Consider the following 16220-nt stretch of genomic DNA (forward strand, 5'->3'; position numbering starts at 1 on the left):
AATTTAGCTCGCTGTATTTTGATTCAGATATGCAGCCGCACCCAATAAACCGTGATCAGGTTCTGCAATAAGATAGGTGGGAATGTCTTTAACGTAATGCTTCATTTGCCCTTTCGCTTCAAAACGCGCTCTGAAGTCGCTGTTTTGAATAAACTCAGGGAAACGATTTGCAATACCTCCACCAATAAAGATACCGCCAGTAGTCGCCATATTCAGCGCTATATTACCCGCGAAGCTTCCCATGATTCGACAAAACTGAGTCAGTGTTGCTTCAGCTAACTCACAAGTTCCGTTTAACGCCGCTTCTGTAATTTGCGCTGGCTCAGTAAAGGCTACAGGGGCAGACGCATCGTTAGCTAACGCAGTGTAGATATTGTGCAAGCCACGTCCAGACATCACTTCTTCAGCAGAAGCACGCCCCAATGTTGATTGCAAATGACGCCAAACCACAACATCGGTTTCATCAACAGGAGCGAAGTCAACATGACCACCCTCACCGTCTAATGTTTGCCAACCCGTTGAGGTCATCGTGATGTGCTCAACGCCAAGGCCAGTGCCTGGGCCAAACACCGCAATATTGCCGTTTTCTTTTGCCGTACCTTCACCAATTTGAACAACTTGGTCTTCACTTAGCACAGGCAATGAATGGGCAACCGCTGTGAAGTCGTTAATAACGAACAGCGCGTCTAGCTTAAGCTGCGAACGCAAAGCGTTTTGAGAAAAAGCCCAGCTGTGGTTAGTCATTACAACTTGGTCACCTAGCACTGGGCAGGCAATTGCAATACAACCTTGGGTAAAGTTGTGCTCTGGCGTGTCTTCAAAATACTGTGAAATAGCTAAATCGATGCTAGCAAAGTCATTACACATGTATTTTTTAATGTCAGTGACGCCCGACTCGGTTACTCTCGCAACGCGAATATTGGTACCGCCAACATCAGCCACAAACTTTTGGCTCATTATGCTTGCTCCTGCGTATAAAACAGTGAACACGCTCCTTCCTCTGCACCAGTAAGGATGGCACGCATACCCGCAAACATTTCACGTCCCATTCCCACATGATGCTTCGCCAAGCTTGCCGGCGCAGCATCACGAGTAGCAAGGGTTTCGTCATCAACGTGCAAAGTTAGGGAACCGGTTTCGGTGTTGAGCTCAATAATGTCGCCTTCCTGTACCTTAGCAAGTAGGCCACCTTTATAAGCTTCTGGAGTCACGTGGATAGCAGCAGGTACTTTACCTGATGCACCCGACATACGACCGTCAGTAACAAGGGCTACTTTAAAGCCACGGTCTTGAATTACACCAAGCGGCGGCGTTAGGCGGTGAAGCTCTGGCATACCAATGGCCGATGGCCCTTGGAAGCGAACAACCACGATACAGTCTTTATCTAGCTTGCCAGATTTAAACGCGTCATCTAGTTCAAACTGATCTTCAAATACAACCGCTGGCGCTTTAATAGTGCAATGCGGAGTACGAAGCGCAGACGTTTTGATTACGCCGCGGCCTAAGTTCCCGTCAAGCACGCTCAAACCACCATCAGGTTTAAATGGTGCGTCAACTGTTGCTAGTACCTCTTTATCCAGAGATTCTGTTGGGCCGTCGCGCCACTCTAGCTCGCCGTCTTTTAGCACAGGCTCTTTGGTGTATAGCTCTAAGCCATCGCCAACGATAGTTTTCACATCGTTGTGCAGTAATCCTGCGTCAAGCAGTTGCTTGATAAGCAAAGACATACCGCCAGCGGCAACAAAGTGGTTAATGTCTGCTGAACCGTTAGGGTAAATACGGGTAAGTAGTGGAACCGCATTTGAAATATCTGAGAAATCGTCCCAGTTAACAATGTAGCCAGCAGCGCGCGCAACAGCGATAAGGTGCATGGTGTGGTTAGTAGAACCACCCGTTGCAAGTAGACCTACAAGACCATTTACAATGGCTTTAGCATCTACAATGTGTCCAATTGGCGTGTAGTTGTCACCAAGGTCCGTTAGGCGAGTCGCTTGAACCGCAGCGGCTTTTGTTAGCGCATCACGCAGTGGCGTACCTGGGTTAACAAACGAAGAGCCCGGTAAGTGTAAACCCATCATCTCAACCACAAGCTGGTTTGAGTTTGCTGTACCGTAGAAAGTACAAGTACCCGCAGAATGATAAGACTGAGACTCAGCTTCAAGAAGTGCGTCGCGACCAACCTTACCTTCAGCAAATTCTTGGCGAACGCGCGCTTTTTCTTTGTTCGGTAAGCCTGATGGCATAGGACCGGCTGGGACAAACACCGTTGGCAAGTGGCCAAACGTAAGTGCGCCCATCAGAAGTCCAGGTACGATTTTATCGCAGATACCCAGCATCAAGGTGCTATCAAACATATTATGTGAAAGCGCAATAGCTGCGCCCTGAGCAATGTTGTCACGGCTCATAAGGCTTAAGTCCATACCAGACTGGCCTTGCGTCACACCATCACACATTGCAGGTACACCACCGGCAAACTGCGCTACACTGCCCACTTCTTTTACCGCTTCGCGGATAAGCGCAGGATAAGTCTCATAAGGCTGGTGAGCAGAAAGCATGTCATTGTATGCTGACACAATAGCCACATTGGCTTTGGTCATGGAACGAAGGTCTGCCTTTTCACTTGAACCACATGCGGCAAAGCCGTGGGCCAAGTTACCGCATGATAGTACACCGCGGTGTGGGCCTTGACGGCGCGCGTCTTCAATTTTTTCTAGATACGCTTTACGCGTTTCTTTACTACGCTCGATAATTCGTTGCGTAACTTCAGCAATTTTTGGATTCATTCTTGTCTCCTATGGCGCCCACATCAGAGTCACCGGTGCTCTATTTACAACGGCAGTGATGGGCTTTTGCGCTTCGGTAGCATTTTCAATAGCGTCTAAAAGCACTTGCTTTTTCTTTTCACCCGTTAGGTGTAAAAAGATGTTTCGACTATTGAGTAACGCAGGTAGCGTTAATGAAATACGTTGATGAGGTGCTGTTGTAGGTTGAACAGCAATGCAGGTTCTGCCGCTGCTCATATCTAAGCCGTCAAGTACTTGCTCAGAACAAGGGAAAAGCGATGCAGTGTGCCCGTCTTCCCCCATACCAAGAATTAATGCGTCAAAAGGCTGTGACATGCTAGCCAAATTAGACTCGGCTGCATTTACACCTTCGTTTGCATCGTCAACATCGCTTTTCAGTTCGATAAAACGAGCTGCTGCGGCTTTATTTTGAATTAGATTGTTTTTAACTAGGCTAGTATTGCTGGCTTCATGGCCCTCTTCAACCCAGCGTTCGTCAGCAAGGGTAATATCAACCTTATCCCACTCAAGGTCGGTCTCGCTTAACTGCTTGAAAAGCGCTAGCGGTGTACGTCCACCACTAACTACAAGAGATGCGCGGCCACGAGTTTTAATACCTGTTTTAAGAATGCTTACCAAATCTTGTGCAAATGCATCGGTTAGCGCGTCAGGTGTTTCAAATGATAGAGTTGTTAACGCCATATTACTTTTTCTTCCCTGTTTTGCTTTCGTACCAGCTGCGATTCTCGCGGGCTAAAAGACCAATAGAATCTACCGGGCCCCACGTTCCTGCCTGATACGGCTCAGGTGGCTCACTTGATTGCTTCCACGCTTCAAGAATTGAATCTACCCATGTCCAGGCCTGTTCAATTTCATCTCGGCGAACAAATAGCGCTTGGTTACCAAGCATCACTTCAAGCAGTAGTTTTTCGTAAGCATCAGGAATACGCTCGTCAGCAAACGCTTCCGAGAAGCTTAGGTTAAGCTTAGATTTCTGTAGATCCATCGAGCCTGAGCTAGTTAGACCTGGAACTTTATTCATTACAGTGATTTCTACACCTTCATCAGGCTGTAGACGTATTACAAGCTTGTTAGGCGGAAGATTTTTGAAGCTATCGCCGAATAAATTGTGCGGCTGGCGCTTGAAGTAAATAACAACTTCACTCACCTTAGTTGGCATACGTTTACCTGTGCGCAGGTAAAATGGCACGCCGGCCCAACGCCAGTTATCAATTTCCGCTTTAATAGCAATAAAGGTTTCGGTTTTGCTCTGCGTGTTTGCACCTTCTTCTTCAAGGTACCCAGGTACTTCCTCGCCTTTAACAAAACCAGACGTGTACTGACCACGTACCGTGCTTTCGTTGATATTAAACGAGTTGATAGGGCGAAGCGCTTTAAGCACTTTAAGCTTTTCATCACGAATGCTATCGGCATCTAACGTTGTTGGCGGTTCCATCGCGACCAAGCTTAAAATTTGTAACAGGTGGTTTTGTACCATGTCACGCATTTGTCCCGCATCGTCGAAATAACCCCAACGCCCCTCAATACCTACTGACTCAGCAACTGAAATTTGAACATGGTCAATACAGTTGTGATCCCAGTTTGTAGCAAAAATAGAGTTGGCAAAACGAAGCGACACTAAGTTAAGAACGGTTTCTTTACCTAGGTAATGGTCAATACGATATATTTGTTTTTCGTCGAAGTATTCAGCAACTTGTTCGTTGATAACTTTTGACGATTCCAAATCATGACCAATTGGCTTTTCAAGCACTACGCGAACGCTTGAATCGATAATTTTGCAGCTATGCAGGCCGCGACAAATGTCGCCATAAATAGCAGGAGGTGTAGCTAAGTAACACACCATGGTGCGAGTTGGGTCAACGTGGTCGTCTAAAACGCAGTAACTTTCCACATCTTTCATGTCTACGCATGCGTAATGCAAACGTGCTTTCATGCGCTCCCAAGTTTCTTCACATAAGTTCTTTTCACCAAACTTAATAAGGTTAGCGTGAACTTCTTCGATATACGCTTCAAGCTCCATTTCCTGACGCGCCACACCAACAATGGTAGTGTCTGGGTGCATCAAGTTAGCTTTTTCTAACTGATATAAAGAAGGCAATAACTTGCGTCGTGAAAGATCTCCCAGCGTACCAAAAAGTACAAAATCACAGGGCTCGTAGGAATTATCCAATACCATATTCGTCGACCTTTTAAATGTATGTGTGCGCGGCGTATTGTACAGTTATTTACAACACTAACGACTATTTTTACCGTATAGTTAACACCAAATGTAGTAAAATTACAACTTGAACCAACTATAGGATCTGAATCTTTACTATTTCCCTCAGTTTACCCTGATTTAACCTGTTTGAAACAACAAATTTTGTCAAAAAATTACATTTTTCTTGTCACAGACGTCACATTGGGTACTATTACAGATGTACCTTACAATAATTTGTGCTAACCAATTGCTATATCTGTATGAACATTTTAGAAAAAATCACACAAAACCAAGCGGCATTCAGTAAATCTGAAAAAAAGGTAGCTGAAGTTATTTTAGCTAACCCACAAACAGCCATTCATTCGAGTATAGCAACCCTCGCTAAAATGTCGGATGTTAGTGAGCCCACTGTTAACCGATTCTGTCGAAGACTGGATACAAAAGGCTTTCCAGATTTTAAACTTCATTTGGCGCAAAGCTTAGCTAACGGCACGCCATATGTTAATCGTCACGTCGATGAAAATGACAGCCCTGACGAATATACGAACAAGATATTTGAGTCTACTATGGCATCGCTTGAAGTTGCCCGTCAGTCAGTGAACGTCAATGTGGTTAATCGCGTAGTTGATCTACTCACCCAGGCTCAGAAAATTTCATTTTTCGGTTTAGGTGCGTCGGCTTCTGTGGCTCACGATGCACTTAACAAGTTCTTCCGATTCAACGTGCCTGTTGTGTACTTTGAAGATATCCTAATGCAGCGTATGAGCTGTATGAATTGTTCGGCCGGTGATGTCGTGGTTTTGATAAGCCATACTGGTCGTACTAAAAGCTTAGTTGAAATCGCTCAAATCGCTCGAATGAACGATGCAACAGTTGTTGGTATTACATCGGCAGAAAGCCCTCTCGCTCAAGAGTGTACCTATGTGTTGTCATTGGAAGTGCCAGAAGATACCGACATGTATATGCCGATGGCTTCACGTATAGCGCAATTGACCCTTATTGACGTGTTGGCAACAGGGTTTACATTGCGCCGCGGTAATAAGTTCAGAGAAAACCTTAAGCGCGTAAAAGACACATTGCGTGGTTCACGATACGAAAAACGTGGCGATTAAATCACCACTACTCTGATCATAGTCGCCTTTATTGCCGTAGCAATTAGCGACTGATGAATCCAGAAGAGCGCCTAACTGGTCGAGCCAGTTGGGCGTTTTTGTTTATTTCATTCACATTATTGTCAAATTCAACTATTATTCTGTAATAAAATTACGTAAAGCGATTACAGGCGTTCATTTAATAGCCAACGCCTATCACTCTTTGTCTTTTCTAACTTAGAAACAGCGACGGAATCACATGACCAGAAGAACTAAAATTCTTGCCACCCTAGGACCTTCAACAGACTCACTTGAGAAAATTCAGGCGCTAATAGCCGCTGGCGCGAATACAGTGCGAATGAACTTTTCACACGGGCAGGCTGAAGACCACATCGAGCGAGCTAAACGCGTTCGTCAGGCTGCAAAGAACTTAGGTAAATACGTAGCCATTTTGGGGGACCTTCAAGGCCCTAAAATTCGTGTTGCCCGTTTTGCCGAGGGTGCTGTTCATTTAGATATCGGTGCTAAGTTCATCCTAGACGCTGAGTTAGGTCGTGACGAAGGCGATATCAACCAAGTAGGTATTGATTACAAGGCGCTTCCTGACGACGTATCTGCTGGCGATATCCTTCTTCTGGACGATGGTCGTATTCAGCTTCGTGTGACAGGTGTTGAAGGACGCAAAGTTGTTACTGAAGTCACCGTTGGTGGTAAACTTTCAAACAACAAAGGCATTAATCGTCAAGGCGGTGGCCTTTCAGCAGATGCACTTACTGACAAAGACAAAGAAGACATTAAAACTGCAGCAAAAATCGGTGTCGATTACCTTGCAGTGTCATTCCCACGAAGCGGCGCAGATTTAAACTACGCGAGAGAACTTGCTGAAGCAGCAGGCTGCTACGCCAAAATTTGTGCAAAGGTTGAACGTGCTGAAACTGTAGCTTCTGATGAAGCCATGGACGATATTATCGTAGCCTCTGATGCTGTAATGGTAGCTCGTGGTGATTTGGGTGTAGAAATTGGCGACGCAGAACTTGTTGGCGTTCAGAAGAAGTTAATTGCCCGCTCTCGTCAACTGAACAAGGTTGTTATTACAGCGACTCAAATGATGGAGTCGATGATTGATAGCCCAATGCCGACACGTGCTGAAGTTATGGACGTAGCAAACGCTGTACTAGACGGCACGGACGCGGTTATGCTTTCAGCTGAAACCGCTGCGGGTAACTTCCCTATCGAGACGGTTGCAGCAATGGCCCGTGTTTGTGAAGGTGCAGAAACTCATCCAAGCGTTAAAATTTCTAAGCACCGCATGGATCAGAAGTTTTCATCAACGAGCGAATCAATTGCACTTTCAGCTGTGTATGCAGCGAACCACCTGCCAAGCGTTAAGGCGATTGTCGGTTTGACAGAAAGTGGAACTACGCCAACCTTGATGTCTCGTATTACTACGTCACTACCAATAATTGCCATGTCTCGTCACGAATCTACGCTTAACACTATGGCATTGTGTCGTGGTGTGAAGCCAGTTTACTTTGACTCATCTAACAGCGAACCAGGCAAATTAAAGTACGATGTTATTGCTTCGCTAAAAGACAAAGGCTTAGTGAAAAGCGGTGACAGCATCATCCTTACTTATGGCGATGAAATGGAAAAAGTAGGCGCAACTAACACTTTGAAAATTGTAGAAGTTGAATAGCCTGAAACGAATATTGAAAGCGAAGCTTAAGCTTCGCTTTTTTTTGCCTGAAATTTTAATGGGTTTGGAAACTAAAAACGCCCCTTACACCTTTATGATTTAAGGGGCGTTTTTGTTAATACTGTTTAGGCTAGATTGCCTGTGCAGTGTAGGTCTCTGTCTCTTGAGTTATATCGTTCGCATATTGTGTAAGATGGTGGCTAATGATGTTTTCAGCCCGTTCAACGAACTCATCACGTTTAAACTTCCAACCTCTTAAATCGGCTTGTTTTGCCTGCTTAACATAAAAATCTAAGCGTGTTTTTCTAAGCAAATGCGCCTTTTTGGATAAATCAAACTCTACCAGTGATAAGGTCTGTTCAACCTTAACAATATCGGCGTGAACAGTGCGTTCTGCGTCATCGGCCGTTGCTTGGCTAACTGAAAGCTTACCCTGCCCAAACATGCCGATTAGTGCTATGACAACTGAAACAACAATAGCTGAATAAACCCACTTTAAAATGTTCATGCCTCACTCCTTGACTAACTGTGAACTGCTCATAATTTGGATAACAATTATTTGGTTAACGACTTCTATTTGGTTAACTTCTTCGGCGATGAAAAGTTATCGTATGCCAAACAGCGCGCTAATATTAATTGCTAAATGTAATTTATAATTTGAGATTGCAGCTTCTATACCACAATATATTTCTTTTAATATCAGGAAGATATGAAACAAGACTGCTACTGCAAAATGTATATAGAGAACTTTCTACACACTTTAAGAGAAATTTTCCGTGTCTTTCCTTCAGGTTTAATTTAAGCGTTTCTAAACTTAAGTTAGTGAAATAGGCTCAAACAAACAGTAGATAAAGAATATAGTGTCTAATGCATATTTGGTATTACCAAAAAGTTTATTTCTCGCGCTAAATATCGCGAAGCGCATAGACATAAGTATAAAAAAAAATCGAAATCAACAATAAAAATGAAGGTTATATAATCACTCTTCCCTTCAGACCTCTTTAACGTTAACGACTTGATAACATTTTGCAATTGGTTTACAGGAGTGATAAATTGGCATTACAAAGTAAAACTTCAACCCAAAACTGGACTTACCAATAATATTAACTTAAGTATGAGTTGTATTGGTAAGCGATTGTCTACTAAGAGGTTTAAATGTCTAAAATAAAAACAATGCCTACTGCCTTTTCGTTATTTATCGTCTCTGTTTCCCCATGGACAAAGCCCCTGTTGACGTGCCTTCCACTACTCTTCGCTTCAGGTCTTACTAATGCTGAGGCACTTCCAGCTGAGAAGTTTGATTTAAGCGAATGGAAAATTACAATCCCTACAGATAAAGACAACAATGGGAAAGTTGACGAAATATCCGTAAAGGATATTCAGAGCTTTGAGCACAAAGATTTTTTCTATGTTGACGATGACGGCAATATGGTATTTGCTGCGCCTAATAAAGCGCTAACCACTCAAAATTCATCTAATACTCGTAGCGAACTTCGACATATGCTTCGCGGCTCTAACACACGCATAAAAACTCACTCCCCAAAGAATAACTTTACTGTTGCCAGCAACCCTATTTCAGATCGCTTTGCGCAAGTCGGCGGAAAATTAAATGCCACGCTTAAAGTGCAGCACGTCGCTACCAGAGCTAAATATCCCGACAAAGCGCCGGCTTTTTCAGTGGTAGTAGGCCAAATACACGCCAGTAAATGGAAGAAAAAGGTCAAAGGATTTGGTTGGGGTAATGAACCACTCAAGATTTATTATAAAAAGTGGCCACAGCATGAAACTGGTTCTGTATTCTGGACTTACGAGCGCAACTTGCCCAAGAATGATAAAAACCGTACTGATATTGCTTATCCAGTTTGGGGAAATTTATGGACCGACCCAGAAAACCCGGGTAGCGAAGGTATTAAACTTAACGAGAGCTTTAGTTATGAAGTGAACGTTCACGGTGACGTGATGTACCTAAGCTTTAAATCAGACGAACACAAAACCGTTAATTATGCTATTAATCTTGCCAATGGGGTAAATGCTTATGGAGAGTTGGACCAACACGATCACCCCTACGGCTATACGCTAGATTGGAATTATTTTAAAGCTGGCGCTTATAACCAGTGCAGTACTAAAGATGATGACGGCTTTTGGTACGCTGCATGTATGGGTACAGGAAACTGGGAAGAAGATAAGAAAAATGGTGACTATGTACAGGTTGCGTTTTCCAACTTAACGGTAGGTGAAAGCAGCGAACCTACTGAAACCTTCAAAGCGAACCTAATTACGCAAAAACCTGGGGCGCAAAGACCTGTGGCGAAAAGCGACAATGTTAAGATTGGCGCTACGCTAAACAAAAAAGAAGCGATATCCATAGATGCTATTCCTACTTCCGCGTTAACGGCAATAAAAAGCGTTGCGCCTAATTTTGCGATACAAGAAGTTGAGAAAGAATACAAACACGATCATGTATATCTTGATGTTGAAGGTGAAGACGCTAATGGAAATGAAATAGAATTCGATATGCTGCAAGATGGAGAGCAGTGGAAAATTGTTGAAGTACAGCGGGATTTAACTATGGAAGATTTACCTTCCGCTGTAAAAACACTTATCAATAAGCAGGAAAACTCTGACCAAGTTAGGCGTATCATTGAAAGTAAACAATACGGAACTGATATTACGATTTATGAATTTTATCTTGTGAAAGAAAATGGCACTGAATCCCGAAAAGAAATTAAATCTGAAAACGGTGAAGTTGTCCTATTGGATGAAGAGTGGAAACATTAGTTATGTCGATTTGCTAACCATTTTACCTTACTTTCGTTAGGCAAGAAAAAAGGGGCGCATGCCCCTTTTTCATAATGTCGGATGAAGAAACTTTAGTTCATTGCAGTTTCAGTAACAACACGTAGGTCACTCTCTACGTCTTTAACATCAGAAGCATTTTTAGCAATTTCTACTGCTAGGTCACGCTCAGCGTCAGAATCGACTTCGCCAGTCAGTGTTACCACGCCATTTTCTACGTCAACGTCAATGTCAAAGCCTGAAATATCTGTGTCCATGAGAAGGCGAGTCTTAATTACTGTAGCAATTTTGGCGTCAGTTAATTCACTTGTGCCTTCATCTACAGTGTCTTCCATGTCGTCAGACATCTCTTTATGCATATCGTTGTCGTTAACAACAGTAAGCTTGTTATCTACAGAGGATACACCGTCGATGTTAGCTACCAACTCTTCAGCTAATTTTTTATCGACAGAGTTTTCAACTTTGCCTGTAAGAACGACATTGCCATCTTTCACATCGGTGTTGATGTCGAATGAATCTAGATTGCCATTGAACAACAGCGTAGCTTCTGCTTTACCGTCAATCCATGCGTCTTTAGCACCTTTTTCCCACTTATTGTCTGTGTCCATATCACCAGCATAAGCAGCTGTAGTTAATGTTGTAGCAACAATCACAGAAATAATTGAACGTTTCATAACATTTCTCCTTTGTCGAAACTCACAACTACAGGTGCTAAAACCTTGCCAACATAATATCCTGTTGTTTTATATACATTAATTATTGATTTTCGATTATAACGGACTTCTGGAATTTGCAAACTTTGCCTTATTTCGAGAATTTTTTACTTAACACAAGCAAACAGCGTATGCCCTATGGAAAGTGCTCTATTTATAATTTGCCACTTAATGTCCCTGTGGAAATAACACGGTGGAATTAACATTGAAAAGATCCATAGAACCATGCACAGATACTGACGCTCAATAGAAAGGTAAGGTTAAACTTATTTTAGAAAACCGCCGTAATTATAACCATTGTTTTCACATCATCTACATCGCCTTTGACATGCCAACTAACTTTCTTGGTTTAGGTAAGATGTGTTTTGTCAGTTTTACTCAAGGACCATCTAGACATGGATACTGCACTCACTGCTGCTTCAGTCTTTTTTATCGCTGTAAGCTGGGCTCCCCTTTTACCCTCTTCACACTGGTTGGTAAGAGTATGGGAGTTTCCACGACTTCAAATAGCAGCTATTATTTCTTTATTACTTATTGGGTTCGCTTTTAAAGCATCGTACTACGCCCCATTAAATAGCCTTTCGCTAATTTTGGTGGTAGGCTTAATTGTTAGCTTGATTTACCAGATTGTTTGGATAATCCCCTACACTCCCCTGTACAAGCGTGAAGTACAACGCGTGGGTAATGAGGACACGAGCCGTAAACTTAGCGTGCTTTCCAGTAACGTATATATGCCAAACAACGATTTTCGCAAACTCATTGAGCACGTGCGCAATAAACACCCCGACTTTCTGGTTACTCTTGAATCTAATGAAAAGTGGCAGAAGGGCATTAGCGAAATAGAGTCAGAATATCCTTACCGCAAATTCTGCCCTCTAGAAAATCTTTACGGCATGCATCTATACAGCAAGATCCCATTTGAAGAGGCTACACTTCGTTTTATGATAGAAGACGATGTGCCATCTATGAGGGTAAAAATCAATCATCATGGTCAAGATGTGCTGCTGTATTTTCTTCATCCAAAACCGCCAAGCCCTACGGAAAATACCTATGCTAAACCTAGGGATGTCGAGTTGACCGTAGTAGGCGAGGAAATTGCTAAAACAGAAGGTCCAATCATAGTCGCTGGCGATCTAAATGACGTCGCGTGGTCACCTACTACCAGGAACTTTAAGAAAATAAGCGGCCTATTAGACCCTAGGGAAGGCCGAGGCTTTTTTAATACGTTCCACGCAAAGTACCCATTAGTGAAGTGGCCGCTAGATCACGTTTTTCACTCTAAACACTTTGGTTTAGTAAACATTGAGAAGTTAGAGGGTGTGGGATCTGATCACTACCCTCTTTATACCGAACTTGCGTTAATGACCGACAAAGGATAAAGCGGTTCAATGATGTTTAACGCGCCCCACGATGTTTTACACACCACATGAGGCTGTCGCAAGCCTCTTCACGCTTTTTGAAGTGCGCCAAACCAATTAAACTATGCTCTCTTGGCCAAACAGCTTGGTTAAGAAGCTCTTTATCCTTTGCAAGAAGTTGCTCGCTATCTAGCATAATCTCAATGGCTTTTTTATTGGGTTTTATCAGCGTAGGCTTAGCGTCTTTAACCAAAGCTGAGCGTACACAAATATACTCTCGCTTTACAGGGTCGCGTACCACACCGATATAGTCATTGTCACAAATGATAGCAGGCCAGCCTTCCGTTATTCTACTTTGCCCGAACATGATAAGTGTAAAAGCAACAAGCACGAAAAGTGTTAAACCAATAAACTGCGCGCTTAAATCAGGGGCCACACTTACAATAACCCCAACAACAGCCGCAAAAAATATCCAACCACCGAAGACTCTACGCATAGCGTTTGGTGAGATACCTGAAATAACATCAACCAATTTTAGAGATTGCTTGTCATAGTTTCGAATAATTACAGACGATTGTGATTCCACAGCCTTTGTCCACCAAAGAAAAATACGAAATACAGAAATTAATACGTTACAAGTAAGGCTGAAGATTTACCTACACTCTGAATGAGTAAACACCAATTTTAAAAGACGAATTTTACTCGAAAGGAAACGTGTTAAGTAATAATTGTAGGAATATGCAAACTATTGAAATGTAATGCTTAACCTACTAGGTGAGCATATCAAAATTTATATCGGGGGCAAAGCTATTACGCACTAAATACGCGGTGAAAAACGACATAACAAACATCGTACAACACCGCGCTATATGAAGAATTTAAAATTACCTTTGCGGGCGACGCTCTGGCATCGCAACAAGGGTTTCATCTTTTAGCGTACAAGTACCTTCAACGGTTTCACCTCTTGGCGTTTCAAAAGACACGGTTTCGCCTTCAGCTTTTCCTTCACAAGCTTCTATAGCCTCTGGAGGAGGTTGCCTTGGATGTTCTCTATCGCCTTTCGCGAAGCAACCGGCGGTACTCAAACTAAGTAGACCAATTAACATTGCCGTCTTATTCATATTGCTACTACTCCTTACTTCTGTATCCAAAATATATACAAAATCTACTGTAATCGGTGCCAAATGCAGTGACCGCAAATGGCGCCGGCTCTATCGTTCCAATCATAGAATTCAAATGTGCAGAAATAGTGCAGAACATGAGTATTAACCCATGATTTGCGGGTTAATCAGGCTGTGGATATTGTAGAGATGGCCCCTAGGTCGCTATACTCGAAATATGAAGTTATCTCATAAACTTACTATCATTTTGCTCGCGTTCTCTTGCATGTCTTTAATGCTTGCGCTCGCTACTGCCCGTTGGAGTTTTGAACAAGGTTTCAACAAATTTATTATAGCTCAGGAAAAAGAGCGGCTCAGTCAGCTTGGAGAAATGCTCGCGTTAGAGTACGCACTGAATGAGCGAAGCTGGGAAGGTATATCGCCCTATGCATTTTCTAGCCAAAGTAATCGCCCCCCTCCGCCTGGGCGCAAGTTTGGAGCCCAAGAACATAGAGGTATCAATCAGCATCCTCCACAAAGGCGCGCCAATCAGCTACCTGGTCGGGACCAACAGCACATAGGCCCTCCTACTACATTACTTGACTCACAAAGTAACGTCATCGCTGGCAGTATGCCTAGCGGCGCTGCGACTAACCAAGATATTAAAGTATCTGTCTCTATTGTTAGCGAAGGTCGCAAGATTGGCGCATTGGAAAGCTATCTCCCCCCTTCACCAAGCTCTACAATGGCGCAAGAGTTTATGCGACAGCAGCGCACATCATTTATCGCTGTAGGTGCATTAGCATTGCTGGTTTCATTGATTACTGCGGTGATCATTGTGCCTAAACTTTTATCGCCCTTTAAAAAGATAGTAAAAGCTGTCGAACAACTAGCTAGACGCGAGTACGATGTAAAATTTAGGCAGCCGCCCAGCGATGAGTTTGGCGTGTTGATGAAAGACATTAACTCCCTTGCCGAGGCTTTACAAAAACATGAGGCTACGCAAAAACAATGGTTGGCAGATATTTCTCACGAATTGCGCACGCCGCTATCAATACTTGCTGGTGAAATGGAGTTAGTTGAAGCCGGTGTCAGGCAGTTCGATAAAGTACAACTCGCTTCATTCCAAGACGAGGTTAGCCGTTTGACGCGCTTGGTTAATGATTTATATCAGTTGTCCTTATCAGATATAGGAGGCATGCATTTCGATTTCAAGGTGGTTGATATCGGCGACTTATTAAATGATAGTTTGGCACAGTTTAATCTAGCTCTAGAGGCCAAAAGCATTACCGTTAGTACTTATATTCCTAGCAATATAAAAGTTCATGCGGACGCTCAACGGCTGCGCCAAGTGTTTTCGAATATTTTGAGCAACAGTGTTGAATACACAGATCCTCCAGGCCAAGTTCGGGTCACATTAGTTGAAACCGGAAATAAAGCCACCATCGACATAGAAGACAGTGCACCTGGCATAACCACCGGCAATGAAAAGCAAGTATTTGACCCTCTCTATAGAGAGGATTCATCTCGAAAACGGAGAACTGAAGGCGCTGGCTTAGGTTTATCGATAAGTCAGTCAATTATTAAAGCGCACAAAGGTACGATAAACGCTGCGAGTTCTGAGCTTGGAGGCGTTAAAATATCAATCGAGCTACCGATTAGGGGAAATGTTATCTAATGTCTACTCAACATCCTGTCCTAATTGTTGAAGACGAAGAGAAAATTGCCCAAATACTTGTAGATTTCTTTACTCTTGAGGGTTTCAACACAAAAGTACTGCACAGCGGTGAAAAGGTTATTTCTGAAATGAGAGAAAACACCTTTAGCGCAGTCATTCTCGATCGCATGTTGCCTGCGGTAGATGGACTAACCTTATGCAAACAAATTAGGCAGTTTTCAAATGTGCCTCTTTTGATGCTAACCGCTCGAATTGATGAAATAGACAGGCTTATTGGGTTAGATGCAGGAGCCGACGATTACATATGCAAGCCCTTTTCTCCACGCGAGGTTGTAGCTCGGGTACAAGTTATTTTAAGAAGAACGCAAACCACTAATAACATAAGTGGTGAAGGCTCGAGACAACTAGTATTCAAAGATATTTCGTTAGATTTAGACGCTTATGTCTGTGAACGAAGAAACCAAACCATAGAGCTCACTCCAGTTGAGTTTAGATTGCTTAAAGCATTTATAGAAAAGCCAGGACATGTATTTTCCAGAGAACAGCTTATGGACAAAGGCTATGTGGACGGTCGCATCGTTAGCAATCGCACTATTGATAGCCACATGAAAAACTTGCGCCACAAGCTAATGCAGGATGACGAAATCTCGCCGCTTCAGGCTGTATACGGTATAGGTTATAAACTGAGTTAGCTTTTCTTTATCTTTTATCTGACTCAGCTTTGCACATAGCGGGCACGGACACTAGGCACCCACTTCAAGAATGGTGAAAATAACCTGTTTTC

At 43.1% G+C, this 16220-nt stretch carries 13 protein-coding genes and 1 pseudogene; 6 read left to right on the forward strand and 8 right to left on the reverse strand.

The features are described from left to right. Positions 1 to 3 precede the first annotated feature (3 nt). From ACXAGK_RS15955 to zwf, 4 genes are read right to left on the reverse strand one after another with little or no spacing between them, the layout of a single operon-like run. Positions 4 to 957, reverse strand: coding sequence for a glucokinase (locus ACXAGK_RS15955; protein ID WP_474856979.1), 954 nt, complete (start codon positions 955 to 957; stop codon positions 4 to 6). Continuing rightward, the gene (edd, locus tag ACXAGK_RS15960) at positions 957 to 2783 is read right to left on the reverse strand and encodes a phosphogluconate dehydratase (protein WP_474856980.1); all 1827 of its coding nucleotides are present in this window, start codon (positions 2781 to 2783) and stop codon (positions 957 to 959) included. Before edd ends, ACXAGK_RS15955 begins: the two co-directional genes overlap by 1 nt. Positions 2784 to 2792: 9 nt before the next feature. Then, positions 2793 to 3485 carry a 6-phosphogluconolactonase gene (gene pgl / locus ACXAGK_RS15965; protein ID WP_474856981.1) on the reverse strand — a complete coding sequence of 231 codons (693 nt, stop codon included), beginning with the start codon at positions 3483 to 3485 and terminating at the stop codon, positions 2793 to 2795. 1 nt (position 3486) lies between these two features. Then, positions 3487 to 4980 carry a glucose-6-phosphate dehydrogenase gene (gene zwf / locus ACXAGK_RS15970; RefSeq protein WP_458730979.1) on the reverse strand — a complete coding sequence of 498 codons (1494 nt, stop codon included), beginning with the start codon at positions 4978 to 4980 and terminating at the stop codon, positions 3487 to 3489. A 284-nt stretch (positions 4981 to 5264) separates the two neighbouring features. On the opposite strand from zwf, the gene ACXAGK_RS15975 reads away from it, so the two are divergent. Together ACXAGK_RS15975 and pyk are read left to right on the forward strand one after the other, a co-directional pair. Continuing rightward, positions 5265 to 6116, forward strand: coding sequence for a MurR/RpiR family transcriptional regulator (locus tag ACXAGK_RS15975; protein ID WP_474806210.1), 852 nt, complete (start codon positions 5265 to 5267; stop codon positions 6114 to 6116). A gap of 238 nt (positions 6117 to 6354) precedes the next feature. Further along, positions 6355 to 7791 carry a pyruvate kinase gene (pyk, locus tag ACXAGK_RS15980; protein WP_118493982.1) on the forward strand — a complete coding sequence of 479 codons (1437 nt, stop codon included), beginning with the start codon at positions 6355 to 6357 and terminating at the stop codon, positions 7789 to 7791. 130 nt (positions 7792 to 7921) lie between these two features. Here pyk and ACXAGK_RS15985 read toward each other — a convergent pair whose 3' ends face one another. Next, the gene (locus tag ACXAGK_RS15985) at positions 7922 to 8299 is read right to left on the reverse strand and encodes a hypothetical protein (protein ID WP_474806206.1); all 378 of its coding nucleotides are present in this window, start codon (positions 8297 to 8299) and stop codon (positions 7922 to 7924) included. A 665-nt stretch (positions 8300 to 8964) separates the two neighbouring features. On the opposite strand from ACXAGK_RS15985, the pseudogene ACXAGK_RS15990 reads away from it, so the two are divergent. Next, positions 8965 to 10041 (forward strand): annotated as a pseudogene (locus tag ACXAGK_RS15990) (polysaccharide lyase family 7 protein); the annotation flags it as partial. A gap of 620 nt (positions 10042 to 10661) precedes the next feature. Here the strand turns inward: ACXAGK_RS15990 and ACXAGK_RS15995 are convergent. Further along, positions 10662 to 11261, reverse strand: coding sequence for a BON domain-containing protein (locus ACXAGK_RS15995; RefSeq protein WP_474856982.1), 600 nt, complete (start codon positions 11259 to 11261; stop codon positions 10662 to 10664). Between the two features lie 434 nt (positions 11262 to 11695). On the opposite strand from ACXAGK_RS15995, the gene ACXAGK_RS16000 reads away from it, so the two are divergent. Then, positions 11696 to 12679: an endonuclease/exonuclease/phosphatase family protein gene (locus ACXAGK_RS16000; RefSeq protein WP_474856983.1), complete on the forward strand. Its 984-nt coding sequence runs from the start codon at positions 11696 to 11698 to the stop codon at positions 12677 to 12679. A 16-nt stretch (positions 12680 to 12695) separates the two neighbouring features. Here the strand turns inward: ACXAGK_RS16000 and ACXAGK_RS16005 are convergent, their stop codons facing one another. Both ACXAGK_RS16005 and ACXAGK_RS16010 read right to left on the reverse strand, forming a co-directional pair. Continuing rightward, positions 12696 to 13244: a hypothetical protein gene (locus ACXAGK_RS16005; protein ID WP_474806201.1), complete on the reverse strand. Its 549-nt coding sequence runs from the start codon at positions 13242 to 13244 to the stop codon at positions 12696 to 12698. Between the two features lie 298 nt (positions 13245 to 13542). Then, positions 13543 to 13779, reverse strand: a complete 237-nt coding sequence (locus ACXAGK_RS16010; RefSeq protein ID WP_474806199.1) for a hypothetical protein — start codon at positions 13777 to 13779, stop codon at positions 13543 to 13545. A 217-nt stretch (positions 13780 to 13996) separates the two neighbouring features. Here ACXAGK_RS16010 and ACXAGK_RS16015 point away from each other — a divergent pair, with 217 nt between their 5' ends. Together ACXAGK_RS16015 and ACXAGK_RS16020 are read left to right on the forward strand one after the other, a co-directional pair. Further along, a complete protein-coding gene (locus tag ACXAGK_RS16015) occupies positions 13997 to 15436 on the forward strand; it encodes an ATP-binding protein (RefSeq protein ID WP_474856984.1) in 1440 nt (479 codons plus the stop codon). Further along, positions 15436 to 16128 (forward strand): response regulator, encoded by a 693-nt coding sequence (locus ACXAGK_RS16020; protein ID WP_474856985.1) that lies wholly within the window; start codon positions 15436 to 15438, stop codon positions 16126 to 16128. Before ACXAGK_RS16015 ends, ACXAGK_RS16020 begins: the two co-directional genes overlap by 1 nt. Positions 16129 to 16220 lie beyond the last annotated feature (92 nt).

The sequence above is a fragment of the Alteromonas sp. ABM1_013 genome (genome assembly GCF_056160505.1).

Excerpts from the sequence above, each read along its gene's own strand:
- ACXAGK_RS16000 (WP_474856983.1), top strand. The coding sequence starts at position 11,696 with ATGGATACTGCACTCACTGCTGCTTCAGTCTTTTTTATCGCTGTAAGC.
- ACXAGK_RS15985 (WP_474806206.1), bottom strand. The coding sequence starts at position 8,299 with ATGAACATTTTAAAGTGGGTTTATTCAGCTATTGTTGTTTCAGTTGTC.
- ACXAGK_RS16010 (WP_474806199.1), bottom strand. The coding sequence starts at position 13,779 with ATGAATAAGACGGCAATGTTAATTGGTCTACTTAGTTTGAGTACCGCC.
- zwf (WP_458730979.1), bottom strand. The coding sequence starts at position 4,980 with ATGGTATTGGATAATTCCTACGAGCCCTGTGATTTTGTACTTTTTGGT.
- ACXAGK_RS16015 (WP_474856984.1), top strand. The coding sequence starts at position 13,997 with ATGAAGTTATCTCATAAACTTACTATCATTTTGCTCGCGTTCTCTTGC.
- ACXAGK_RS15955 (WP_474856979.1), bottom strand. The coding sequence starts at position 957 with ATGAGCCAAAAGTTTGTGGCTGATGTTGGCGGTACCAATATTCGCGTT.
- ACXAGK_RS15975 (WP_474806210.1), top strand. The coding sequence starts at position 5,265 with ATGAACATTTTAGAAAAAATCACACAAAACCAAGCGGCATTCAGTAAA.
- pyk (WP_118493982.1), top strand. The coding sequence starts at position 6,355 with ATGACCAGAAGAACTAAAATTCTTGCCACCCTAGGACCTTCAACAGAC.
- edd (WP_474856980.1), bottom strand. The coding sequence starts at position 2,783 with ATGAATCCAAAAATTGCTGAAGTTACGCAACGAATTATCGAGCGTAGT.
- ACXAGK_RS15995 (WP_474856982.1), bottom strand. The coding sequence starts at position 11,261 with ATGAAACGTTCAATTATTTCTGTGATTGTTGCTACAACATTAACTACA.
- ACXAGK_RS16020 (WP_474856985.1), top strand. The coding sequence starts at position 15,436 with ATGTCTACTCAACATCCTGTCCTAATTGTTGAAGACGAAGAGAAAATT.
- pgl (WP_474856981.1), bottom strand. The coding sequence starts at position 3,485 with ATGGCGTTAACAACTCTATCATTTGAAACACCTGACGCGCTAACCGAT.